The 22512-nt window shown below is 73.7% G+C and carries 23 protein-coding genes; 12 read left to right on the plus strand and 11 right to left on the minus strand.

Annotated elements, in window-relative coordinates; all coding sequences use genetic code 11:
• Positions 1 to 71: 71 nt before the first annotated feature.
• The 4 genes from ACIBG7_RS41885 to ACIBG7_RS41900 all read right to left on the minus strand — a co-directional run bounded on the left by ACIBG7_RS41885 (position 72) and on the right by ACIBG7_RS41900 (position 3398).
• Positions 72 to 1280, minus strand: a complete 1209-nt coding sequence (locus ACIBG7_RS41885) for an MFS transporter (RefSeq protein WP_397339903.1) — start codon at positions 1278 to 1280, stop codon at positions 72 to 74.
• Positions 1277 to 2335 carry a PLP-dependent cysteine synthase family protein gene (locus ACIBG7_RS41890; protein WP_397339904.1) on the minus strand — a complete coding sequence of 353 codons (1059 nt, stop codon included), beginning with the start codon at positions 2333 to 2335 and terminating at the stop codon, positions 1277 to 1279. Before ACIBG7_RS41890 ends, ACIBG7_RS41885 begins: the two co-directional genes overlap by 4 nt.
• An 88-nt stretch (positions 2336 to 2423) precedes the next feature.
• Positions 2424 to 2741 (minus strand): hypothetical protein, encoded by a 318-nt coding sequence (locus ACIBG7_RS41895; RefSeq protein ID WP_397339905.1) that lies wholly within the window; start codon positions 2739 to 2741, stop codon positions 2424 to 2426.
• A gap of 51 nt (positions 2742 to 2792) precedes the next feature.
• Entirely contained in the window at positions 2793 to 3398 is a 606-nt protein-coding gene (locus ACIBG7_RS41900) for a phosphotransferase family protein (RefSeq protein WP_397339906.1), read from the minus strand.
• Positions 3399 to 3442: 44 nt separating this feature from the next.
• On the opposite strand from ACIBG7_RS41900, the gene ACIBG7_RS41905 reads away from it, so the two are divergent.
• The 3 genes from ACIBG7_RS41905 to rnhA are packed head-to-tail and all read left to right on the plus strand — an operon-like array spanning position 3443 to position 5421.
• A complete protein-coding gene (locus tag ACIBG7_RS41905) occupies positions 3443 to 4486 on the plus strand; it encodes a DUF6745 domain-containing protein (RefSeq protein ID WP_397339907.1) in 1044 nt (347 codons plus the stop codon).
• A gap of 12 nt (positions 4487 to 4498) precedes the next feature.
• Positions 4499 to 4939 (plus strand): hypothetical protein, encoded by a 441-nt coding sequence (locus tag ACIBG7_RS41910; RefSeq protein WP_397339908.1) that lies wholly within the window; start codon positions 4499 to 4501, stop codon positions 4937 to 4939.
• Positions 4940 to 4974: 35 nt separating this feature from the next.
• Positions 4975 to 5421, plus strand: a complete 447-nt coding sequence (gene rnhA / locus ACIBG7_RS41915; RefSeq protein ID WP_357935146.1) for a ribonuclease HI — start codon at positions 4975 to 4977, stop codon at positions 5419 to 5421.
• Here the strand turns inward: rnhA and ACIBG7_RS41920 are convergent.
• Positions 5418 to 7532: a DEAD/DEAH box helicase gene (locus tag ACIBG7_RS41920; protein ID WP_397339909.1), complete on the minus strand. Its 2115-nt coding sequence runs from the start codon at positions 7530 to 7532 to the stop codon at positions 5418 to 5420. The genes rnhA and ACIBG7_RS41920 overlap by 4 nt on opposite strands.
• 53 nt (positions 7533 to 7585) lie before the next feature.
• Between ACIBG7_RS41920 and ACIBG7_RS41925 the strand changes: the two genes are divergently transcribed.
• The 3 genes from ACIBG7_RS41925 to ACIBG7_RS41935 are packed head-to-tail and all read left to right on the plus strand — an operon-like array spanning position 7586 to position 9244.
• Positions 7586 to 7993 carry a hypothetical protein gene (locus tag ACIBG7_RS41925; protein ID WP_397339910.1) on the plus strand — a complete coding sequence of 136 codons (408 nt, stop codon included), beginning with the start codon at positions 7586 to 7588 and terminating at the stop codon, positions 7991 to 7993.
• Between the two features lie 4 nt (positions 7994 to 7997).
• Positions 7998 to 8384 carry a VOC family protein gene (locus ACIBG7_RS41930; protein WP_397339911.1) on the plus strand — a complete coding sequence of 129 codons (387 nt, stop codon included), beginning with the start codon at positions 7998 to 8000 and terminating at the stop codon, positions 8382 to 8384.
• Positions 8381 to 9244, plus strand: a complete 864-nt coding sequence (locus ACIBG7_RS41935) for a DUF72 domain-containing protein (protein WP_357935134.1) — start codon at positions 8381 to 8383, stop codon at positions 9242 to 9244. The genes ACIBG7_RS41930 and ACIBG7_RS41935 overlap by 4 nt, the downstream gene beginning before the upstream one ends.
• Here ACIBG7_RS41935 and ACIBG7_RS41940 read toward each other — a convergent pair.
• Entirely contained in the window at positions 9241 to 9861 is a 621-nt protein-coding gene (locus ACIBG7_RS41940) for a hypothetical protein (RefSeq protein WP_357935131.1), read from the minus strand. The genes ACIBG7_RS41935 and ACIBG7_RS41940 overlap by 4 nt on opposite strands.
• A gap of 125 nt (positions 9862 to 9986) precedes the next feature.
• On the opposite strand from ACIBG7_RS41940, the gene ACIBG7_RS41945 reads away from it, so the two are divergent.
• Both ACIBG7_RS41945 and ACIBG7_RS41950 read left to right on the plus strand, forming a co-directional pair.
• Positions 9987 to 11198 carry a DUF3089 domain-containing protein gene (locus tag ACIBG7_RS41945; protein WP_397339912.1) on the plus strand — a complete coding sequence of 404 codons (1212 nt, stop codon included), beginning with the start codon at positions 9987 to 9989 and terminating at the stop codon, positions 11196 to 11198.
• Positions 11188 to 12552, plus strand: coding sequence for an MFS transporter (locus tag ACIBG7_RS41950; protein WP_397339913.1), 1365 nt, complete (start codon positions 11188 to 11190; stop codon positions 12550 to 12552). The genes ACIBG7_RS41945 and ACIBG7_RS41950 overlap by 11 nt, the downstream gene beginning before the upstream one ends.
• A gap of 75 nt (positions 12553 to 12627) precedes the next feature.
• Here the strand turns inward: ACIBG7_RS41950 and ACIBG7_RS41955 are convergent, their stop codons facing one another.
• Entirely contained in the window at positions 12628 to 13527 is a 900-nt protein-coding gene (locus tag ACIBG7_RS41955) for an alpha/beta hydrolase (protein WP_397339914.1), read from the minus strand.
• 45 nt (positions 13528 to 13572) lie between these two features.
• On the opposite strand from ACIBG7_RS41955, the gene ACIBG7_RS41960 reads away from it, so the two are divergent.
• The 4 genes from ACIBG7_RS41960 to ACIBG7_RS41975 all read left to right on the plus strand — a co-directional run bounded on the left by ACIBG7_RS41960 (position 13573) and on the right by ACIBG7_RS41975 (position 18528).
• Entirely contained in the window at positions 13573 to 14142 is a 570-nt protein-coding gene (locus tag ACIBG7_RS41960; RefSeq protein ID WP_357935119.1) for a TetR/AcrR family transcriptional regulator, read from the plus strand.
• Between the two features lie 75 nt (positions 14143 to 14217).
• Complete coding sequence (locus ACIBG7_RS41965; RefSeq protein WP_357935116.1) at positions 14218 to 15204, plus strand: LacI family DNA-binding transcriptional regulator; 987 nt, start codon at positions 14218 to 14220, stop codon at positions 15202 to 15204.
• A gap of 16 nt (positions 15205 to 15220) precedes the next feature.
• A complete protein-coding gene (locus ACIBG7_RS41970) occupies positions 15221 to 16741 on the plus strand; it encodes a glucoamylase family protein (protein WP_397339915.1) in 1521 nt (506 codons plus the stop codon).
• Complete coding sequence (locus tag ACIBG7_RS41975; RefSeq protein WP_397339916.1) at positions 16738 to 18528, plus strand: hypothetical protein; 1791 nt, start codon at positions 16738 to 16740, stop codon at positions 18526 to 18528. The genes ACIBG7_RS41970 and ACIBG7_RS41975 overlap by 4 nt, the downstream gene beginning before the upstream one ends.
• Positions 18529 to 18577: 49 nt before the next feature.
• Here the strand turns inward: ACIBG7_RS41975 and ACIBG7_RS41980 are convergent, their stop codons facing one another.
• The 4 genes from ACIBG7_RS41980 to ACIBG7_RS41995 form a co-directional block, all read right to left on the minus strand.
• Positions 18578 to 19213 carry an RraA family protein gene (locus tag ACIBG7_RS41980; protein WP_397339917.1) on the minus strand — a complete coding sequence of 212 codons (636 nt, stop codon included), beginning with the start codon at positions 19211 to 19213 and terminating at the stop codon, positions 18578 to 18580.
• Positions 19200 to 20348: a mandelate racemase/muconate lactonizing enzyme family protein gene (locus ACIBG7_RS41985; protein ID WP_397339918.1), complete on the minus strand. Its 1149-nt coding sequence runs from the start codon at positions 20346 to 20348 to the stop codon at positions 19200 to 19202. Before ACIBG7_RS41985 ends, ACIBG7_RS41980 begins: the two co-directional genes overlap by 14 nt.
• Before the next feature lie 85 nt (positions 20349 to 20433).
• Positions 20434 to 21144, minus strand: coding sequence for a FadR/GntR family transcriptional regulator (locus ACIBG7_RS41990; RefSeq protein ID WP_357935102.1), 711 nt, complete (start codon positions 21142 to 21144; stop codon positions 20434 to 20436).
• A gap of 4 nt (positions 21145 to 21148) precedes the next feature.
• Positions 21149 to 22444, minus strand: a complete 1296-nt coding sequence (locus ACIBG7_RS41995) for an MFS transporter (RefSeq protein WP_397339919.1) — start codon at positions 22442 to 22444, stop codon at positions 21149 to 21151.
• Positions 22445 to 22512: the final 68 nt, after the last annotated feature.

Genomic DNA, 22512 nt, shown 5'->3' on the forward strand with positions numbered 1-22512 from the left:
AACACCCCCCCCCGGGCTCGGTCCACGCCCACCCGGCATAGGACCCCACCCCGCCCGGGAGCCCGGCCACGTTAGGTCCCCGGAGATGGGGGCGCGCCCGGGGGGCCCCCCCCCCCCGCCGGGCACGACCGGCTCAGTCCCCAGGCACACCCCACCCCGAGTACGGCCAGCCCGCCCCACGCCCACGAGGGCCGGGCGTCGAAGGCCAGCCCGGTCAGCACGTTCCCGCCGGCGATCCCCAGCCCGGCGATGCTGCTGTAGCAGCCGTAGTAGGTGCCCACCAGCCGCTCTCCGCCCAGCGTGGTGATCGTGCCCATCTCGAACGGGTAGACGATCATCGTCCCGAGCGTGAGCAGCGCCGCGCAGCCCGCCAGCGCCACCGGCGAGCCGGGGAGGAGCGCCGGGGGCGCGAACGCCACCCCCATCACCGTCAGGCCGCGCGCCATCGCCTGCCGGGCGCTCCATCGGGCCTTGGCCCAGGCGGTGATCCGCACCTGCCCGGCGATGGTGAGCACGCCGGAGAGCACGAACAGCAGCGTCACGCCGAGCTGCCCGCCGCCGCTGCGGGCCATCTCCAGCGGCAGCGCCAGGTAGACCTGGAAGCCGAGCACGTAGGAGCCGGACATGACCAGGGCGAAGCCCAGGAAGCGCCGGTTGCCCAGCACCTCGCGCCAGTCGCGCCACATCGACTGGGCCGCCGGTCCGCCTCGCCGTACCGGCAGGGCCCGGGCCTGGGCGACGGCGAGCAGCGCGAACAGCGCGGCGGCCACCAGGCAGGCGGTGCGGAAGCCGGCGCCCGACAGCAGCAGCCCGAGCGGCGGGCCGAGCAGGATGCCCGCCTGGTAGAAGACGTTGAACAGGGCGAACGCCTCGACCTTGCGCTCGCCCGCCTCCACCGCGAGGTAGGCGCGGGCGGCCGGGTTGAACAGCGCCCCGGCCAGCCCGGTCAGCGCCGAGGCCAGCAGCAGGAGCGGCAGGCTCTCGGCGAGGCCGAGCAGCGCGAACCCGGCCGTGCGCAGGGCCAGCCCGCTCAGGATCATCGGCTTGTAGCCGAGCCGGTCGGCCAGGCTGCCGCCGAGCAGGAACAGGCCCTGCTGGCTGAGGTTGCGCACGCCGAGCACCAGCGCGACCAGCCAGGCGGCCAGGCCGAGCCCGCCGGACAGGTGCCCGGCGAGGTAGGGCATGAGCAGGTAGAACCCGGTGTTGATGGTGAGCTGGTTGACCAGCAGCAGCCGTACCGGCCGGTTGAAGGAGCGCGCCTGCGCGAGGGTGGCCCTCATGCCAGCGGGTCCAGGACGGTCGTGCACCGCGTCCAGCGGGTCGCCTCGGCGTGTCCGGGATGCGGCACCTCGTCCGGATCGGCGGCCGGTGCCCGGACCAGCAGGCCGTGGCGGCGGCAGTAGGCGTCGTTGTAGATCGTGTCGGCGTACCGCTGCGGCCCGTCCGGGAAGATCGCCACGATGCGGGTGCCGGGCGGCTCGGTGCGGGCCATCCACGAGGCGACCAGCGCGACCGCGCCCACGCTCCAGCCGCCGCCCGCGTACCGCCCGGCGGTCAGCCGGCGGCAGGCCCAGACCGCCTCGCCGGGCGCGACCCAGTGCACCTGCTCGAAGGCGGCGTAGTCGACGTTGCGCGGGTGGATGCTGCTGCCCAGCCCGCGCATCAGCCGGGTGCGGGCGGGTTGGCCGAAGATGGTCGAGCCGACGCTGTCCACGCCCGCCAGCCGCAGTCCCGGCAGGTCGCGGCGCAGCGCGCGATAGACGCCCGCGCTGTGCCCGCCGGTGCCCACGCTGCACACCAGCAGGTCGATCCCGCCGAGCTGACCGGCCAGCTCCTCGGCCAGGCTCTCGTAGGCGGCGACGTTGTCGGGATTGTTGTACTGGTCGGGGCAGTAGGCGCCGGGCCGCCGGGCCAGCAGCGCCGCGACCCGGGTGCGCCGCGCCTCCTGCCAGCCGCCCGCCGGGTGCGGCTCGCGGACCAGCTCGACGCGGGCGCCGTAGGCCCGCAGCAGCCGGACCATCGCCGGTTCCATGCCGGGGTCGGCGACCAGCGTCACCGGGTGGCGGTAGGCGAGCCCGGCCAGCGCCAGGCCGAGGCCGAGCGTGCCGCTGGTCGACTCGACGATCGGCGCGCCCGGTTCCAACTCGCCGCGTTCACGGGCGCGGGCCAGCATGTGCAGGGCGGGCCGGTCCTTGATGCCGCCGGGGTTGCGGCCCTCCAGCTTGGCCCAGAACCCGGGGCCTTCCGGGGCGGCCGAGCGGAGCTCGGGGATCCACAGGATCGGGGTGTGGCCGACGAGGTCGGCGGGTGACAGGCAGGCGCGAGTGAGGTCCATCCGGCTTCCTTGGTCTGCGCGTGGACGTGACAGGTCGGAGCGGGACCTGTCACCTTCGCGAGGTCGTGACAGGTCGGAGCGGGACCTGTCACCTCCGCGAGGTGCAGAGCAGGAGCAGCGGATCGGCCACCGCCGGTACGGCAGGCGGCGCCCCGGCGGCGGGCCCGGCGACCGGGGCCTCCGGCGGCACCGGCAGCCACCCTCGCACCAGCCCGTCGAGGGTCAGCTCGGCGGCGCTGGTTCCGGGCGCGGGCGGCACCACCGGAGCGTCGCACTGGTCGTGCTGATGGTCGCTGTGCGTGACCGGGGCGGCCTGGGCGGCGGTCGCGGAGTGCGGGCCCGGCAGGCACATCAGCAGGCAGGCAGCCAGGATCATCACCAGGACCGCACGACCTGAGATGACCATGCGTGGATGCTATCTCACCTACAGTGACCGATCATGCGGGCGGCCTGCCGCTCAGCCGTCCCCGGCGGATTGCGCGGGACGGGCCGCGCCGCGTCGTAGGCCAGCGTGAGCAGCCAGAACAACGCCGGCAGCCGCCGGTAGACCCGCATCCGCGCGACCTCCCCGGCCTCCAGCGGGAACGCGGCGAGGAAGGCGGCGGTGTCGAACTCCGTGTCCACCCAGGCCGAGGTGCTCGACGATGCTCGCCAGCTCGTAGGCCCGGTCGCTGCGGCCGGACTCCTCGAAGTCCAGCAGCCGGATGCGGGAGCCGTCCCAGAGCACGTCGGCCAGGTTCCCGTCGCCCGGGCCGAAGACCGGCTCGCCCGGCTCCGGCAGGTCCTCCGCCAGCCACGGCAGTGCCCGCTCGAAGGCCTCCCGCACCACCGGGGGGCCGGGTGGCGGGGTGCTGCTCCACTCCCGCAGCCGGGCCAGCAGGTCGGCGGGGCTGCCTCGCCGTACCGGCAGGTCGCGGGCGGGCACCTCGGCGAAGACCTCGGCCAGCAGGGTGAGGGCCCGCCATTCGGCCTCGCTGTGCCCCGGTCCGGCGAAACGCTTGCGCACGGTGGTCTCGCCGAGGAAGAGGTCGCGCTCTGGACGAAGGCCCGAGTTCTCTGTCACGATGACAGCATGATCGACAGAAAGGGCGCATCCGCCCTCGTGCGATGAGAGATCCGGCGCAGCGCGAAGCTGCCGGGATCCGTGCTGACTGGCTGGACCACGCGTGCTCCACGCGGCCGGCCGACCGAGCGGCCGCCGAGACGGCCATCTCCGGGCTCTACCGCCTGATCGGGCGGGATCGGCCCCGCTTCCACTGGGTCTCCTCGCCGCTGGCCGCCCTGGCCACGCTGCCGCCGGGCGTGCGCGGCAACGGCGACCCCGCCGACCATCCCGTGGCTCGCGAGCTGACCTCGGCCTCCCTCGACCTGCGGCTGGTCTCCACCGGACACGTGCCGGCGGCGCTCGACCGGCTGGTGAGCTGGGAGATCAGCCGGCCGCTGGCCGCCACGGTGGAACGAGTCCTCCACCCCGCGCTCCGGGCCGCGGACGAGCGCCGGAGCCGGTGGCGGGCTCCGTGGTACGAGACGCTCTCGCCGGCCTGGGTGGCGCACCTCGACGCGCTGGCCCGCCTGGGCGGCGGGCCCGTGGACGAGCGGCTCGGGCTGTGGCGGGCCGCGATGCGCCAGACGAGCTGGTGGTGGCCGCGCGACGGCGTCTGCGTGATCACCGAACGCCCCGTGACGCTGCACACCGAACCGGCAGAGGCGGGCGCGTTGCGCCTGCACGCCGACGCCGGCCCGGCCGTCCGGTACGCCGACGGCTGGGAGGTGCACGCCTGGCACGGCACCGTGGTGCCGCGCTGGGTGATCGACGCGCCGAGCGTCGGGCACATCGAGCGCGAGCCGAACATCGAGGTCAGACGCTGCGCCATCGAACGCCTCGGCTGGGGCGAGTACCTCGACCGGGCCGGGCTGCGCCTGGTCGCCACCGCCGCCGATCCCGGGAACCCCGGCTCGGAGCTGCGCCTGTACGACTACCGGCCGGGCAGCCGGGTGCTGCTGGCGGTCAACGGCTCGCTCGAACGCGACGGCACCCGCCGCCGCTACGGCCTGACCGTGCCCGGCTTCCTCGACGACCCGGTCGCCGCCGCGGCCTGGTCCTACGGCCTGCCGGCCGCCCACTACGCCCAGCTCGCCCGCCGGACCTGAAAGGTGATCTCCATGACCGTGACCCTCGCTTCGCTGACCCGGCAGACCGGGCTGACCGTGCTCGACCACCTGGAGCAGTCGGTGCGCATCCCCGTCGTCGACGGGCTCCAGGCCCAGGGCGACCTGATCGTCGTCCCCTTCGACCTGCTCGCCCGTGACGTCCTGATCCGGCCCGCCGCCCTCTGGCAGCCGGTCCGGGCCGAAGGCGTCGTGCTGGTGCGCGGCGCCGACGGCGGCAACCCGCACACCCTGGTCGCCGACCCCGGCACCTGCCGCTGGACCACCTCCGTCGCCGACTTCACCCGCCTCACCGTCGGCGTGTTCGAGGCCCGGGAGGTCGTCTACCTCCTGCATCCCGAGCACGGCGCCTCCGGCTGCGCGCCCGGCCGCTACGTCGTGCGCCGGCAACGGGAGTTCGAGGGCGCCTGGGGGAACCGCCTGGTCGCCGACTGAACGCCCACCCGGCCGGGGTCCACTACCCTGGCCGGGTGGAAGGTGTGGTCGAGCTGTTCACCGACGGGGCCTGCCGGGGCAACCCAGGCCCCGGCGGCTGGGGCGTCATCCTGCGGTACGGCAAGCACGAGCGCGAGCTGCGCGGCGGCGAGCCCGACACCACCAACAACCGCATGGAACTCATGGCCGCGATCATGGGCCTGGAAGGGCTCACCCGCCCGTGCGTGGTGCGCGTCCACACCGACAGCACCTACGTGCGCAACGGCATCACCTCGTGGATCACCGGCTGGAAGCGCAACGGCTGGCGCACCGCCGCCAAGGAGCCGGTCAAGAACGCCGACCTGTGGCAGCGGCTCGACGAGGCTCGGGGGCGGCACCAGGTCGAGTGGCTGTGGGTGCGCGGCCACAACGGGCATCCGGAGAACGAGCGGGCCGACGCCCTGGCCCGCCTCGGCTGCGACGAGACCACCCCGCGCGTCTAGCCCGGCCGGGTGGCGAGGCGGATCTGCTCCTCCTCCACGATCTGCCGCGCCAGGTCCTGCTCGGACACGTCCACCGCGTGCGGGCTCGACTCGGCCAGGTCGCTGCGCCGCGCGAAGGCGTCGAACAGCCGGCTCTTGCCGCCGAGGATGGCCAGCAGCCGCTGGTCCACCGAGTCGGCCGCGAGCAGCCGGTGCGTCTGCACCCGCCTGACCTGCCCCATCCGGTGCGCCCGCGCCACCGCCTGCGCCTCCACGCTGGGCTTGAGCTGCGGCTCGCAGAGGATCACCACCGAGGCGGCCTGCAGGTTCAGCCCCACCCCGCCCGCCTGCACCTGCGCCAGCAGGACCGCGTGGCCGGGCTCGGCGCCGAAGGAGTCCACGAGCTGCTGCCGCCGGGCCGCCGGCACGTCGCCGGAGATCGGCCCGTACTCGAAGCCGTCGAGCGCCTCCCCGACCGCGTGCAGGACGTCGTGGAAGAAGGAGAAGACGACCACCTTGAGCTGGTTGGCCTTGGCCTCCTCGACCAGCTCGGTCAGCCGCTTCAGCTTGGCGCTCGTCGCCGGCGTCCGGTAGGCGGCCCGGCGCATCGCCATGAAGTTGCCCGACGCCACCGCCTCCCGGTAGGCCTCCAGGTCGGGGCCGCTGAACTCCACCCACTCGTCGGCGTCCACCCGCTCGGGCAGCTCGGTCAGCACCTCCTCCTGGTTGCGCCGCAGGTAGACCGGGGCGACCGCCTTGCGGAAGGCCTGGGCGCCGGCGACCACGTCGCTGCCGCGCAGGCTCTCGGCCAGCGGCGGCTGCAGGTAGCCGATGAGGGTGCGGAACTCCTCGACCCGGTTCTCCATCGGCGTGCCGGTCAGGAAGAGCACCCGCTCCACCCGCCGGCACCAGGCGTGGACGCTGCGCGAACGCCGGGTCACCGGGTTCTTGGCGTAGTGCGCCTCGTCCACGACCAGCAGGCCGACCGGCAGCTCCGGCGGCACCTCCAGCCGCCACAGGCTGTCGAGCGTGACGATCGCGACGCCGCCTTGCCGTACCCACTCGGCCTGGACGGCGGCGCGCTCGTCGCCGTGCAGCGGGAAGGCGCGCAGCGAGCTGCGGGACTCGATCTCGCGCACCCAGTTGATCAGCACGCTGGTCGGGCAGACGACCAGGAAGTGCGTGGCCTCGGTGGCGCGCAGGTGCGCCAGGACCGCGATGGCCTCGACCGACTTGCCCAGGCCCATCTCGTCCCCGATGATCACCCGCCGCTGGGCCAGCGCGAACCGCGCCCCGAACGCCTGGTAGCCGCGGAGCGAGACGCGCCGGTGGGTGTCGTCCAGCGGCTGGGCCTCGACCTTGGCCAGCAGGTCGCCGGAGAGCGCGCCCGCCCCGCCGGTCAGCGGCTCGCCGGTGAGCTCGCCGAGCAGCGCGTAGTACTCCGCCGCGCGGTGCTCGAAGTCGGACCACGCCTCGATCTCGTGCACCGGCGGACGCATCAGGTCGGTGGTGAGCTCGGTCAGCAGCAGCCGCGTCCCGCTGTTGCGGGCCAGCACGTGCTCCAGCTCCTCGACCGCCGCCAGCGCGCGCCGCCGCCGGGCGGGCAGCGTGAAGAACAGTCGCAACCGGCTGCGGGCCGGCCCGGCCTCGTGCAGCAGGGGCGCCATCCGCTGCTCCAGCCGCCGGGCCAGCTCCAGGCCGCGCGGCAGGTCCGGCCCGGCCGCCACCAGCCGGTGCAGCGCGACCACCAGCGCGGTGAGCGCCGGATCCCGCCGCCGCTCGATCTCGATCCGCACCGGCGCCGACGCGGTCGCCGCCTCCGCGATCTGCCTCGCCGCCGCGTGCACCTGCCGCGCGGTGTGCCTGCCGATCCCCGGCACCAGCTCCAGCCGGTACGGCGGAGCATCCAGGACCGCGGCCACCGTGGTGAACCCGGCCTGCTCCAGCGCCCCCAGCCGCAGCCGCCCCCCGGTCACGTCCTTCAGCCGGGCCACCGGGATCGCCGCCAGCTCGGCCCGCGCCGCCTGTGCCTGCACCTCGTGCAGCCGCCCCCTGGCCTCGGCCTCCACGGCGGCATGCTCGTGCAGGAGCGTGCGGGCCGCGTCGTGCAGGGCGGTGGCGTCCTGGATCACCCTTCCGATGCTACTGAGCGGAGTGTCGGAGGGAGCTGGCAAGATCTCCCTTTGTGACCACACAGTCGAGCGACGGCACCTCGGGCGGCATCTCGGGCGGCGCCCCGGACGGTGACTACGGGGTGCCCGGCCTGCTCGCCGCGGTGCTGGCCGACGTGGCCGCCGAGCGGGTGCGCCAGGACGAGCGGTTCGGCATCCAGGAACACCCCGACGGCACCGGCCCCGACCGCACCCAGGCCGCCGACGCCGCCCGCGCGGCCACCGACGCCGCCAAGGCCGCCGGCCAGGTGACCTGGCGGCACATCCTGCACGAGGAGGTCCTGGAAGCCTTCGCCGAACAGGAAGCCGAGGCCCTGCGCGCCGAGCTGGTGCAGGTGGCCGCGGTCGCGGTGAAGTGGATCCAGTCCCTCGACCGCCGTTCACCGCCGGGCGGCCGGGCGGACGTCAAGGAAAGGGAGTGACGATTTGTCGACGATCGGAACGCTGCAGTGCGTGGTGCTCGACTGCCCCGACCCCCGGGCCCTGGCCCGGTTCTACGCCACCGTGCTCGGCGGTGAGGTCAACCGCCCCGACGGCCGCTGGGCGCTCGACGAGAGCTGGGCGACCCTCCACCTCGACGCCGGCTCGGTCCTGTGCTTCCAGGAGATGGCCGACTACCGCCCGCCGACCTGGCCGGAACCGTCCCGGCCGCAGCAGCTCCACCTGGACGTCGAGGTTCCTGACCTGGACGAAGCCGAGCGAGCGGTCCTCGAAGCGGGAGCCACCCTGCTCGACACCGGCACCCCCGGCCAGAGCTGGCGCGTCTACGCCGACCCGGCCGGTCACCCCTTCTGCCTGGTCCGGCACGCATGACGCCGGCCCGCGTCCTGCACGTGGGCTGCGCGATGTGGACCCACACCCCGTGGCAGGGCCGCTACCTGCCCCACCCGCTCCCGCCGGCCGAGCGGCTGCGCGCGTACGCCACCTGGTGCAACGCGGTCGAGGGCAACACCACGTTCTACGCCACGCCCTCCCTGGCCACGGCCGAGTCGTGGGCGCGGCAGCTCCCGCCGGACTTCCGCTTCCTGGCCAAGCTCCCCAAGCCGGTCACCCACGAGCACCGGCTGTCCGGCGGTGACGACGAGCTGCGGGCCTTCCTCGCGGCGGTCGAGCCGCTCGGCGCGCACGCCGAGACGTTGTGGGTGCAGTTGCCCGGCTCGTTCGGCCCGGAGGACCTGGGCGCGCTGGCCGCCTTCCTGCGCAGGCTGCCCCGGGAGCACCGCTACGCCGTGGAGGTCCGGCACCGCGCGTTCTTCGAGGACGCACGCGCCGCCCAGAACCTGGAGCGGGTGTTAGGCGCGGTGGAGGCGGAGTGGGTGCCGTTCGACACGGTCACCCTGTTCGCCCGCCGTCCCGACACCGACGCCGAGCGGGACGCCTGGACGCGCAAGCCCAGGGTGGCCCGCAGGATGCGGGCGCTGACCGCCCGGCCGATCGTGCGCTACCTGGGCAGGGACGACGCCGAGCGGACCGCAGAGGGCTGGCGGCCGTGGGTGGGGGTGGTCGCCGGGTGGCTGGCCGAGGGCCGGTCGCCGACCTTCTTCGTGCACACGCCGGACAACGCCGAGGCGCTGGAGCTGGCCCGGCGCTTCCACGACGAGGTGCGGGCGGTGGTCCCGGGGCTCGCCCCGCTGCCCGACCCCGAACCGGCCGCGCCACCCACCCTCTTCTAGAGCACCCGGCCCAACCTGGCGGCGTGGGCGTAGTGGTAGAGCGACTCGCTGATCTCCGGCCGGGTGGCGAGCCAGGCCGGCACGGTCTCCTCGACCTCGCGCGGGTAGCTGACGTGCCAGTGCCCGAGCCCGTGCAGAGCCCCCTCGACGCACGCCTCGTTCGGTGAGCTGAGCGTGTCCCGCATGACCGCCAGCAGAGCCTGGTCGATCGGCCGCGCCGCGGGGTCGCCGGGCCGGCCCCAGGTGGAGAAGGCGTCCCACCACATGTAGCAGATGGAGTTGAGCGGCTCGTGCCCCTCGGCGCCGGCATGGCCCAGCACCGGCGCGCAGTGCGGCTCGAACAACCGCCGGTACAGCTCGCGGATCGCCGAGGCGCAGGCCAGCCGTTCCGGCAGCGGCACGTCCTGGTTGTACAGCTCCAGGAAGAGCTCGGAGTTCCCGGCCAGGTGCCACAGCCCGCTGCTCACCTCTTCCGGGGTGTAGTCGGCCAGGGCGCGCTCGGGACGGCGGAGGAAAGCGGTGATCACCGCGATGCTGTCGGCGGGGTCGTCGAGGAAGTCGTCGTCGATGCCGAGGACGAACAGCCGGGTGAGCCACGCGTCGAGGTCGATCGCCACCCGCCGACTGTCCCACCGCCTGCTGCCGGCGTCCAGGAGCCGATCGGCCCGAGTGCGTTGACGCGGCCTGGCAACCCCTCTAGCCTGACATCTACCAATCAGTCGGTAGGTTTTGGAGCCGCCCCGTGCGCAGGCTGATCGTCCCCCTCCTCGCCCTTCTCTGCGTCTTACCGCTCTCGACCCCCGCCGCGGCCTCGCCGGCGCCGGACGTCGAGGCGCGAGGCCTGACCACCCCGCTCACCCGCCCCGTCTGGCTCTGCAAGCCCGGCCAGGCCGACAACCCGTGCCTGACCGGCCGCTACCCCGACGGCTACCACGCCCCGCTCGACACCACCGTGGTGCGACCCGACGGCAGCACCGCCGTCCAGCCCCCGGCCCCGGCCGGCGACCCGGGCGTGGACTGCTTCTACGCCTACCCGACGGTCAACCTGCTCAGCAATCCGATCCTGCTGCTGGGCGCCAACCCGCCCTACGTCCGGGACCCGGAAGTCGCCGTCACCCTCACTCAGCTCCGCGCGCTCGCCGGGCACTGCCGGCTGTTCGTGCCGCTCTACCGGCAGGCGCCGCTCACCTCCTACCTGCTGAGCATCCTCGCCCCGCCGGACTTCGAGACCGGCTACCAGGACGTCAAGCAGGCCTTCGCCGAGTACTGGGCGACCGAGAACCAGGGCCGCCGCGGCGTCATCGTGCTCGGCCACTCCCAGGGCGCCGCGGCCGCGGCCCGGCTGCTGCAGGAGGAGTTCGACGGCGTGCCCGCCCGCACCGACAAGCTGGTCGGCGCCTACCTCGTCGGCACGGGCGTGCGGGTCGCGCTCGGCGGGGGCAACGACGCCGGCTCCACCTTCCGGCACCTGCCCGCCTGCACCCGGCCGAGCCCCGCGGCGCCCGTCCCCAGCGGGTGCGTGGTCGCCTACGCCTCCTACGACCTCGACGGGGCCGACCCCCGCGACGCCGTCCTGGCCAAGGACCCCGACGCCGGGCACGAGATGCTCTGCGTCAACCCCGCCCAGCTCCTCACCGGCGGCCAGGGCCGGCTGCCGATCCGGCCCTGGCTCCCCACCCGCAAGCTCACCAAGGGCGGCAGCCTCGACCTGCTGATGGGCGACTACCAGGCGCCGGACTACCCGACCGGCTTCGCCGCCTACCCCGGCCGGATGAGCGCGGAATGCGTGCGCGACCGCGGCGCGACCTGGCTGGAGATCGACGGCAACGAGCCGTTCAAGAGCTCGCACGCGCAGCTCGGCCTGCACGTGCTCGACTACTCGCTGCCCGCCGGCGACCTCGCCGACCTGCTCGGCGCCCAGACCGCCGCGTGGAGGCAACGCCATGGCGGCTGAGCCGGTCGCCGACCGGCCGGGCTTCACCGAGAAGCTCGCCTTCTTCGCCGGCGTGGCCGGCGGCGCCCTGATGGGCGGCGTCTCGGGGTTCCTGCTGCTCTACCTCACCGACGTGGTGGGGATCGGGGCGGCGGCGGTCGGCACGCTCATGCTGGTGGCCAGGATCGTGGACGGCGCGAGCGACCCGATCATGGGGTACCTCGTCGACCACCTCCCGGTCACCCGCTGGGGCCGGTTCCGGCTGTACGTGCTGGTCGGCGGCCTGCTCTGCGCGGTCTGCCTGATCGCGCTGTTCGCCGCGCCCGCCTGGTTCCCCAACGCCCTGCTCGCCGCCTGGGTCACCTACCTGCTGTGGGGGCTGCTGCTCGACCTCTTCCAGATCCCGGTGACCTCGCTCCTGCCCGTCGTCGCCGGCGACGCCCGCACCCGCGGGCAGCTCGCCGGGATCGTCGGCTTCACCGGCCTGCTGGCCGCCGCGCTCAGCACCGGCCTCACGCTGCCGCTGGTCAAGCTGCTCGGCGGCGGCACCGGGGGGTGGCTCACCTACGTCACGATCGTGGCCGGGGTGGGCTGCGTGCTGGTGACGATCATGGCACTCCGGGTACGGGAGCGGGTCGTCCCGCTGTCGGCCGAGCGCTACCGGCTCTCGGACGTGCGGCGGGTGTTCTTCTCGCACCGGGCGGTGCCGATCCTGCTCACCTCCAAGGTGGCCGTCCAGGCGGCCAGCGGCTCGCTCACCGCGGCCATGCCGTACTTCTTCCTCTACTACATCGGAGACCAGGACTACCTCACGGTGGCGGCGCTGGTCATGGCCCTGCCCATGGTGATCGGCGCGCTGGCGGTGCCGGTCTTCGCGCGCCGGGCGGGGGCCAAGCCGGGCTACCTGCTCAGCCTGGGCCTGTCCATCCTGGGCCTGGCGCTGCTCATGGTGGTGCCGCCGGCTCCCGTGCCGGTGATGCTCTGCTTCGTCGTCACCGGCTTCGGCTTCGGCGGGGCGGTCGCGCTCGGGCTGGTGCTGCTGGCCGAGCTCGCCGACTACACCGAGTGGCGGTACGGCTTCCGCACCGAGGCGAGCCTCGCGGCGATGACCTCGTTCGCCACCAAGGCGGGCGCGGGCGTCGGCGGCGGGCTGCTGGCCTACACGCTGGCCCTGACCGGCTACCGCAGCGGCGGCGTTACGCAGAGCCCCGAGGCGGTGCAGGGCATCCTGTACGCGCAGAGCCTCATCCCGGCGGTCATCGGCCTGGTCGGCGCCCTGGCCTTCGCCTTCTACCCGATAACCCACTCGGTCGCCCACCAGGCCGCCGCGGAGCTCGCCACCCGCAAGGCGGCCCAGCGGGAGGCGGTCGCGTGAAGCACGGCGCCCCGCCCCTTGGCCGGGAGGCGGTCGCGTAGGGCACGACGCCCGCCCCCGGCTCGGGGGCGGGCGTCACCCGAGATGTTCGCGCACCGCGCCGACGACCAGGTCACGCCACTCGCGCGCGGACGGCAGGAGCGCGGTCAGCGACTGCGAGCCGTGCACATGCCCCTCGAACAGCCGGAACTCCGCCTTCACCCTGGACGCCACCAGCCGCTCGGCGTACCGCCGCCCGTCGTCGGCCAGCGGGTCGCACTCCGCGCTGACGATCAGCGCGGGCGGCAGCCCGGCGAGCGTGGGCGCGTGCAGCGGGGAGGCCAGCGGATGGGCGGGGGAGTGCCACCCCAGGTAGGCGGCCCGGCACCAGTAGAGATCTTCGGCGGTGATCAGATGCCCGGTGGCGTACCGCTCGATCGAGGGCGAGGCCCAGGTGAGGTCGAAGGGCGCGATCTCCAGCACCTGCACGGCCAGCGTCGGCCCGTTCCGGTCGCGGGCGAGCAGGGCGACGGCCGCGGCCAGGTTGCCGCCCGCGCTCTCCCCGGTCACCCCGATCCGTTCGGGCCGGAACCGTCCGACGGCCCACTCCAGCGCCCGGTAGCAGTCCTCGACCGGGGTGGGGAAGGGGTGCTCGGGAGCCAGCCGGTAGTCGGCGCTGACCACCGTGACGCCCGCGCGCCCGGCGAAGGCACGGCAGCGCCACTCCGACTCGGCCGCCGAGCCGCTCCACCAGCCGCCGCCGTGGAAATGCAGCAGCAGGCCGGGCCCGCCGGGGTAGACCCGGACCGAGAAGCCCTCGGGCAGGGTCTCCTCGTAGACGCCGTCGATCTCCGGCTCGGCCTCGACGAGCGCCTGGTAGGGGTGGCCGGAGCCGCCACGGGACAGGGCGCGGCGTTCCTCGACGGTCCGCCAGGCGGGAACGGGCCGGGCGTTGAGGGCGTCGAGCAACGGGGCTAGGAGGGGGTCGAGTGGCATGGCAAAAACCTACCAACTGATAGGTCGCTTTGCTAGGCTCGGGCCATGCCCGCCAAGAAGCCGTACGCCGTCGGGATCGCCCGCCGCGCGCAGATCCTCGACGCCGCCCGCGACCTGTTCAGCGTCCGCGGCTACCGCGGGGCCTCCATGCGCGACCTGGCCGCCCAGGTGGGGCTCAGCCTGGCCGGGGTGCTGCACTACTTCCCGTCCAAGGAGGACCTGCTCGCGGCGGTGCTGCAGCAGCGCGACGACGTGGACATCCCGTGGTTCGAGGAGCGCTGGGCCGAACTGGGCAGCTTCCGCCGGGCCATCCGCGAGCTGCAACTGCGCAACATGAGCGAGCCGGGGGTGCTGCGGCTGTTCGTGACGCTCTCGGCCGAGGCCACCGACGCCGAGCATCCGGCGCACGACTTCTTCCGCAAGCGCTACCGCACCAGCCGGGCGCTGTTCGCCGCCACCCTGGCCAAGGCCCAGGAACGCGGCGAGATCGGGCCGCACGCCAGCGGGCCGCTGCTCATCGCCGTGCTCGACGGGCTCCAGGTCCAGTGGCTGCTGGAGCCGGAGTTCGACCTGCTGGGCCAGCTCGACGCCTACCTGGACAGCATCACGCCGTAGCGCGGTGGCCATTGATCGGATGACTCCTCGTCTGGCACACTGGCGTGTGTAAGCGCTTACAGCAACGAGGCGGGCATGGACGTGACGATCTACGAGGTGGCCAGGCGGGCGGGCGTGTCGATCGCGACCGTCTCCCGCACGCTCCGCGGCACCGGCCCGGTGGCGTCGAAGACGCGCGAGAAGGTGCTGAAGGCCGTCGCCGAACTCGACTTCACCCCCAGCCGCCTGGGCGTGAGCCTGGCCGAGGGCCGGCACGCCGCCAACGGCATCGTCTTCCCCGACCTCGCCGGCCCCTACTACGCCGAGGTCCTGCTGGGCTACGAGGAGGTCGCCTCCGAGCTCGGCCGCTCCGTGGTGATCCTGTCCACCAAGGACCGGGACAACGTGCGCGACCTGATCCGCGACCTGGCCGGCCGGGTGGACGGCCTGCTCGTCTTCGGCCAGACCGCGCCCGACGACCTGGTCGCCGAGCTGGTGCGGATGAGCGTGCCGCTGGTGTTCGTGGCCCGCGCGCCGCTGCCGGGGGCCGACAGCCTGCGCACGGAGAACATCGGACCTGCCCGCCTGCTCGCCGGGCACCTGCGCGAGCACGGCTACCGCTCCTACGCCTTCCTGGGCGCGCCCTTCGCCGACGGCGACGACATCTCCGAACGCTGGGCGGGCGTGCGCGAGGTGCTGGGCGAGGCCGTCGAACCCGTGCTCACCGCCCGCTACACCGTCGAGTCCGGCTACGAGGCGGCCCTGCGCCTGCTCGGCAGCGACTCGCGGCCCGAGGCGGTGATCTGCTCCGACGACGAGGTGGCCCTCGGCGCGATCCTCGCCGCCGAGGAGCTCGGCCTCGCCGTACCCGACCAGGTGGCGATCACCGGCTGGGACGACATCATGGCCGCCCGGCACGCCCGCCCCGCCCTGACCACCATCCGCCAGCCCATGCGCGAGCTCGGCGCCGGAGCGGCCCGCGCGCTGGACGAGCTCATCGCCGGGCAGCGGGACGAACCGCGCCACCTCACCCTTCCGGCCGAACTGGTCATCCGTCACAGCTGCGGACGCCATCCCCGATGACAAGGAGCCGAACCCCATGCGCACACCCCTCTTAGCCGGCCTGCTGGCCGCCGCGCTCACCACCACGCTCTCGGCCCAGCCCGCCGCCGCCCGGCCCGGTGACCGGGCGACCCTGCTGAAGTACGCCAAGGACACCTGGACCTCGCTGGCCGCCATGGTCGACCCCGGCACCGGCCTGCCGTCCGACAAAATCACCGGCGACCTGAGGACCCGCGCCAAGGTCACCTCGCCCACCAACATCGGCGCCTACCTGTGGTCCACCCTGACCGCCCGCGACCTGGGCCTCATCAGCCCCGGCGACGCGCAGCGCCGGGCCCGCAAGGTGCTCGACGCGCTGGAGCGGATGGAACGGCACGCGCCGACCGGCCAGTTCTGGAACTGGTACGACCCCGCCACCTTCCAGGTCGTCAGGACCTGGCCGGACAACGGGACCGTGGTCCACCCCTTCGCCTCCAGCGTCGACAACGGCTGGCTGGCCACCGCGCTGATGATGGTGCGCACCGCGCTGCCCGCCCACGCCGCCCGCGCCGACCGGCTGGCGCGCTCGATGAACTTCGCCGCCTACTACGACCCCGCCGCCCGCCCCGACGCCGGCACCGGCCTGCTGCGCGGCGGCTTCTGGCCCGAACCGCCGCCCGGCCAGTGCTCCGTGGAGAGCGACTACGCCGGCACCGGCGTCAAGGTCCACTCCACCTGCCATCACTACGGCTCGCCCGGCGAGACCCGCATCGGCACCTACGTCGGCATCGCCCTGGGCCAGATCCCGCGCGAGCACTACTACGGCCTCTACCGCACGTTCCCCGACGCCGGCTGCGACTGGGCCTGGCAGGACCAGAAGCCGGTCGGCTCGTGGAAGGAGTACCTCGGGGTCAAGGTCTGGGAGGGCACGTACGGCTACCGCGGCCTGCGCTTCGTGCCGAACTGGGGCGGCTCCATGTTCGAGGAGCTCATGCCCGACCTGGTCGTGCCGGAGAGCGCCTGGGCGCCGAAGAGCTGGGGCCGCAACCACCCGGTCTTCGTCAAGGGCCAGATCCAGCACGGCCTCGACGACGCCAAGTACGGCTACTGGGGCTTCTCCCCGTCCAACGACCCGCACGGCGGCTACCGCGAGTACGGCGTGGACCCGATGGGCCTGGACGCGGCCGGCTACACCACCGACCGCGAGCGCACCACGACCGACCCGGGCTACGAGGGCTGCCGCCCGGCCCAGCCGGAACCGGCCGCCTACGGCGACGGCGTGGTCACGCCGCACGCCTCCTTCCTGGCTCTGCCGTACGCGAAGAAGGCGGCCCTGGCCAACCTGGCGAAGCTGCGCGGGAACTTCGACGCCTACGGCCCCGGCGGTTTCTACGACGCCGTCGCCGTGCGCTCCGGGGTGGTGTCCCGCTGGTACCTCGCGCTGGACCAGGGCATGGTCATGGCCGCCCTGGGCAACGAGCTGGCTTCCGGCAACATGCGCCGGTACTTCGGCCGCCCCGACGTCGAGGCGTCGCTGCGGCCGGTGATGGAACCCGAGGAATGGGAGGTCGCCGGGTGAGTACGGCAGAAGCCGCACGCCGTGACTGGGAAGCACGGATCTACCAGGCGTCCGGCGCGGTGGCGCCGGTGACCGAGGTCGTCCTGCCCGCGCCGGCCGGGTTGCGGGCCCGGCCGGGCGCCGGGCACGTCACGCTGACGTGGGAGCCGGTGCCGGGGGCGATCGGCTACCTCGTGCACCGCGACGGCGTCTCGGTCAAGCAGCGCGACGTCGACGTCCCGGCGGTGCCGGGCTGCCGGTACGTGGACACCGGGCAGGGGGAGTGCGCCTACCAGGTGGCCGCGATCGCCGCGATGGACGTGGTGGGTCCGTTCAGCGACCCGGTCACGGCGGGGCCCGCCGAGACCGGCCGCGAGGTGGCCGTCTCGGTGGACGCCCGGGCCGTGACCGGAACGCTCCACCGGCCGTGGACCACCATGATCGGCTCCGAGCACCTGTCGTACCTGCTGTGCCGCGAGGAGTCCGGGGGCCGCCCGATCGGCGAGGAGCTGACCGCGGCCCTGCGGACCATGCGCGAGGAGTTCGGCGTCGAGACCGTGCGGGCGCACGCAATCCTCTGCGACGACCTGGAGGTCTACCGCGAGGTCGACGGCAAGGCGGTGCACGACTTCAGCAAGGTCTTCGAGGTCTACGACACCATCATGGCCTTCGGCCTGCGGCCGGTCGTCGAGCTCGGCTACATGCCGCGTGACCTGGCCACCGACCCGTCCAAGACGGTCTTCGGCTACCAGGCGATCATCTCGCCGCCGAAGGACTACGACGCCTGGGGCGAGCTCGTGCGCGACCTGACCCAGGCCCTCGCCGACCGCTACGGCCTGGAGGAGCTCGTCGAGCGCTGGGCCTTCGAGGTCTGGAACGAGGCCAACCTCGCCGTCTTCTGGTCGGGTACGCCGGAGGAGTACTTCCGCCTCTACGACGTCTCGGCCGCCGCGGTGAAGAGCGTCCACCCCGGCCTGCGGGTGGGCGGCCCCAGCTCGGCGGCGAACGGCTGGGTCGAGGAACTGCTCAGCCACGTCGGCAAGTCCGGGGCCGCGCTCGACTTCGTCTCCACCCACACCTACGGCAACGCGCCGCTCGACTGGCGTCCCGCCCTGGCCCGGCACGGCCGCGAGGACACCCCGATCTGGTGGACCGAGTGGGGTCCCACCCCCACCCACTTCCACGGCATCGGCGACGGCCCGTTCGGCGCCACCTTCCTGCTGCACGGCATGAAGTCGGCGGCCGGGCGGCTGGACGCGCTCTCGCACTGGGTCGCCTCCGACCACTTCGAGGAGCTCGGCCGCCCGCCGCGGCTCTTCCACGGCGGCTTCGGCCTGCTCACCGTCGGCAACCTGCGCAAGCCCCGCTTCCACGCGCTCACCCTGGCCCACCGGCTGGGCCCGGAGGAACTGGCCGCGAGCGTCGAGGGCGACCAGGCCGGCGTCGAGGTCTGGGCCGCCCGCCATCCCGACGGCCGCGTCGGCGTGCTCGTCTGGAACGGCACCCTCAACCAGGCCCAGGCCGACGGCGCCCCGGAACTCTCCCGCACCGTACGGCTGGCCGTCACCGGCCTGAAGGGCACCCACACGCTCACCCATCACCGCATCGACGAGACCCACTCCAACATCCGCGCGATCTGGCAGCGGATGTCCGGCGCGGACTGGCCGGAGGGCGAGGAGTGGGAGCGCCTGGCCGAGGCGAACACCCTCGACGAGCTCACCCCGGCGGCCGAGGTGGAGGGCGACGTCCGCCTGGAGTTCGACCTGCCCATGCCGGGCGTCTCCTTCGTCGAACTCACCCCCGCCTGACCTGACGGGCCTCTCCCCGAGACCGGGGAGAGGCCCGTCGCAGCGCGGGTCAAAGGACGCGGTGGCGTTCCCAGACCTCGCGCAGGCCGGATCCGGCCAGGAGTTCGGCGAGCACGGTGGACTCGGTGGCGGCGCGCTGGTTGGCCAGAGCCACCACCTCGGCCTCGACAGCCCGGGGCACGGCGACGAGGCCGTCGTCCTCGGCCAGAACGGTGTCGCCCGGAGCGATCCGGACGCCGCCACAGGTGACGGGCTGCTGGACGGCGACGACTCGCAGGCGCGCCCGGTAGTCGACGGGCAGGGTGCCGAGCGCGAAGACCGGGAAGTCCAGAGCCAGAACCTTGGCGCGGTCGCGGACGTAGCCGTCGCAGACGACACCGGCGGCGCCGCGGCCCTTGGCGGCCGCAGAGAACAGCTCGCCCCAGCAGGCGGAGCGGGCGCTGCCGCCGGCGGCGATGACGACCACCTCGCCGGGCCGCACCGAGTCGATGAAGTCGATCATGTCGTCGTAGGGATCGGGCCCGGCCTCCTCGGCGGGGGCGAACTGCACGGTCCTGGCCCGGCCGAGGGCCCGCATCCCCGCGCGCAGGGGCCGGATCGCGGGGGACAGGACCTGACCGCGCACCCCGGCCTCGTCCAGGGAGTCGGCGACCTGCGCGGCGGCGACGGAGCTAACGAATGACATGGCCCCGCCCCGGCTGGAAGGCGAAGCGGGCCTCGATCTCCGGCGTCAGCCGTACGCCCAGGCCGGGCGCGGCCGGCGGCAGCAGGTGCGAGCCCTCGATGCGCAGCGGTTCGACCAGCAGGTCCTCGCGCAGCGGGTTGGGCAGCGTGCACAGCTCGATCAGGTCCAGGTGCGGGGTGGCGAAGGCGGTGTGCACGCTGGCCATCAGGTTGACGCCGGTGGACCAGATGTGCGGCACGCAGTCGAGCCCGGAGCCGAAGGCCTGCCCCGCCACCCGCTGGAACTCGGTGATGCCGCCGACCATGCCGACGTCCGGCTGGACCAGGTCGACGCCGCCGGCCTCCATCAGGCGCTCGAACTCCTGCCGGGTGGAGTAGCTCTCCACGCCGGAGATCGGCACCTCCAGCGCGGCGCGGGCGGCGGTGTAGCCCGCCACGTCCTCGGCCCGGCAGGGCTCCTCGTACCAGCGCGGCCCGTATCGCGCCAGATGCTCGCCCACGCGCAGCACGTCGGCGAGCGGCCAGGACCGGCCCGCGCAGCCCTGCACGGCGTCGAGGACGAAGCGGGTGCCCGGCTCCAGCGCGGCCACGACCCGGTCGATCAGGCCGATGGTGCGCTCGGGGCCGGTCATCGCGCGGAACTTCACCGTGGCGAAGCCGCGCGCCTCCATCTCCTTGACCCACGCCAGCACCTGCTCCTCGTCCACGCCGAGGCCGCCGCTGGCGTACAGCTCGACGCTCGGGTGCCGGAGCCCGCCGAGCAGCTCGTGCACCGGCACCCCGGCGGCCTTGCCGGCGGCGTCGAAGGCGGCCACCTCGATCGCGGCGATCACGCCGGAGGCCACCCCGCCGCGTGCCCAGAAGGCGGTGCTGGCCCGCAGCGCGTCGCCGACCGTGCCGGGCTCCTCGACGCTCAGGCCCACGGCGTACTGCCGCAGCGCCTCGACCACGCCCGGTACGGCGAGCGCGCCCATGATGCCCTGCGCCACCTCGCCGAGGCCGGTCACCCCGGCGTCCGTGGTGATCTCCACGAGCGCGGCGTCCCAGGTCTCGATGCGCCCGCCCACCCACTCCAGGGGCGGTTGCCCGGCGTAGTCATGGCTGAGCAGGACGGCGCGGATGTCAGTGATCTTCACATGAACCTCCTATTGGTCCAACCAATATAGCCATCTGAAGGCAAAGCGGTAGCTATCCTTGCGAGGAATGGGAAGATTGGTCGGACTAATGCTGAGCGGCGCGGAGGAACGCCTCCACGCCGGCCACGTGCGCGGCGGCCACCGCGCCCGCCCGGGCCGGATCCCGGTCGCGCAGCGCCTCGAAGATCGCCTCGTGCTCGCGGATCGCCCGGTCGAACACGCCCTGGTCCACCCGGCCCCGCCAGGTGCGGGCGCGCAGCGTGCGGGTGCTGAGCGCCTCGATCAGCGCGGCCAGCACCGGGTTGCCCGCCGCCTCGGTGACCACCGCGTGGAACTGCGCGTCGGCGTGCACCACCTCGTCGACGCTGCCGTCACCGCGCTGCGGGTCGTGCCGCATCTCCTCCAGATGCCCGGCCAGCCGGCCGAGCTGCTCGTCGGTGATGCGGGAGGCGGCCTGCGTGGCCGCGACCGACTCCAGGGCCCGCCGTACCTCCAGCATGTCGAGGACGGTCGCGTCCGCCGACAGCTCCACCAGCATCGCGAAGGTGTCGAGCAGCATCGCCGGGGACAGGCTGGTCACGTAGGTGCCGTCACCCTGCCGCGCCTCCAGCAGCCCGGCCAGCGTGAGCGCGCGGATCGCCTCGCGCAGCGTGTTGCGGGAGACGCCGAGCTGCACCGCCAGGTCCCGCTCGGTCGGCAGCCGCCCGCCCGGCGGGAACTCGCCCGAGGCGATCATCTTCTTCAGGTGCTGGATCGTCTCGCCCGAGGCCGAAGTGCGGGTGCCGTTGCCTGCCACGGAGTCAGCGTAGCCGTACCGGCGCGGCCTGCCGCAGGTCCGCTCCCCGGGTCTCCGGTACGGCCAGCACCGCCACCAGCGAGATGAGCGCGAGCCCGCAGACCAGCGCGGCGATCGGCCAGGAGGCACCGCCGGACCAGGCGAGCACGGCCGAGGCCACCAGCGGGGCGGGCCCGCCGATCAGCGCGGCGGTGGACTCGCGGGCCAGCGCGATGCCGCTGAGCCGGAAGCGCGCCTCGAAGAGCTCCGCGAACAGCGAGGCCTGCGCGGCGTACATCGAGGCGATGCCCACCGCCAGCCCGAGCACCACGGCCAGCACGATCGCGACCGGCGCCCTGCTGTCGACCAGCCAGAACATCGGGAAGGCGAACAACGCCAGGAACCCCGCCCCGAGGAACCAGACCGGCCGGCGGCCGATGCGGTCGGACAACATCCCGAACAGCGGGGTGGCGACGATGGCCAGGGCCGAGGCGCTCACGTTGGCGATCAGGCCGGTGCTCTTGGCGACGCCGAGCGTGGTCGTCACGTAGGACAGCACGAAGACCTGGATCAGGTAGGAGATCGCGACGAACGGCCCGTTGGCCGCCATGGCCAGCAGTAGCCGCTTCGGCTGGTGGCGGATCACCTCGACGACCGGCGCCTTGCCGGTCTCGCCGGTGCGCCGCAGTTCGGCGAAGACCGGGGTCTCCTCGACCTGGCTGCGGAAGTAGAGGCCGAGCGCGACGCCGGCCAGGCTGAGCAGGAACGGCAGCCGCCAGCCCCAGCTCTGGAACTGCGCCTCCGGCAGTGAGGAGATGCCGCTGAAGGTGAGCGTGGCGAGCAGGATGCCGATGAACACGCCGGTGCCGGGCAGCGACGACAGGAAGCCGCGCCGCCGCTCGTCGCCGGACTCGGCCGCCATGACCAGCGCGCCTACGTACTCGGCCCCGGCGCCGAAGCCCTGCAGCAGTCGGAGCAGCACCAGCAGGATCGGGGCGAGCACCCCGATGGTGCCGTAGCCGGGCAGCAGGCCGATCGCGGCGGTGGCGAAGCCCATCAGCAGCAGGGTCGCGACCATCATCGGCTTCCTGCCGATGCGGTCGCCGTAGTGGCTGAAGATCACCCCGCCCAGCGGCCGGGCCAGGAAGCCGACGGCGAAGGTGGCCAGGGAGGCGAGGGTGGCGGCCAGCGGGGAGGTGCCGGCAAAGAACTGCTCGCCGAAGACGAGCGCCGCGGCCAGGCCGAAGAGGGTGAAGTCGTAGTACTCCACCACGCTCCCGACCATGCTCGCGGCGGCGACGCGGTTGCCTGACGCGCTCAAGGAGACTCCAAAGGACGGTCCAATATGAGTGTTGGGAGGGAGTTTTTCGTACGATTTCGTCTCTTGTC

It is taken from the genome of Nonomuraea sp. NPDC050328, from assembly GCF_044459405.1.
In the GTDB taxonomy this organism is placed as follows: Bacteria; Actinomycetota; Actinomycetes; order Streptosporangiales; family Streptosporangiaceae; genus Nonomuraea.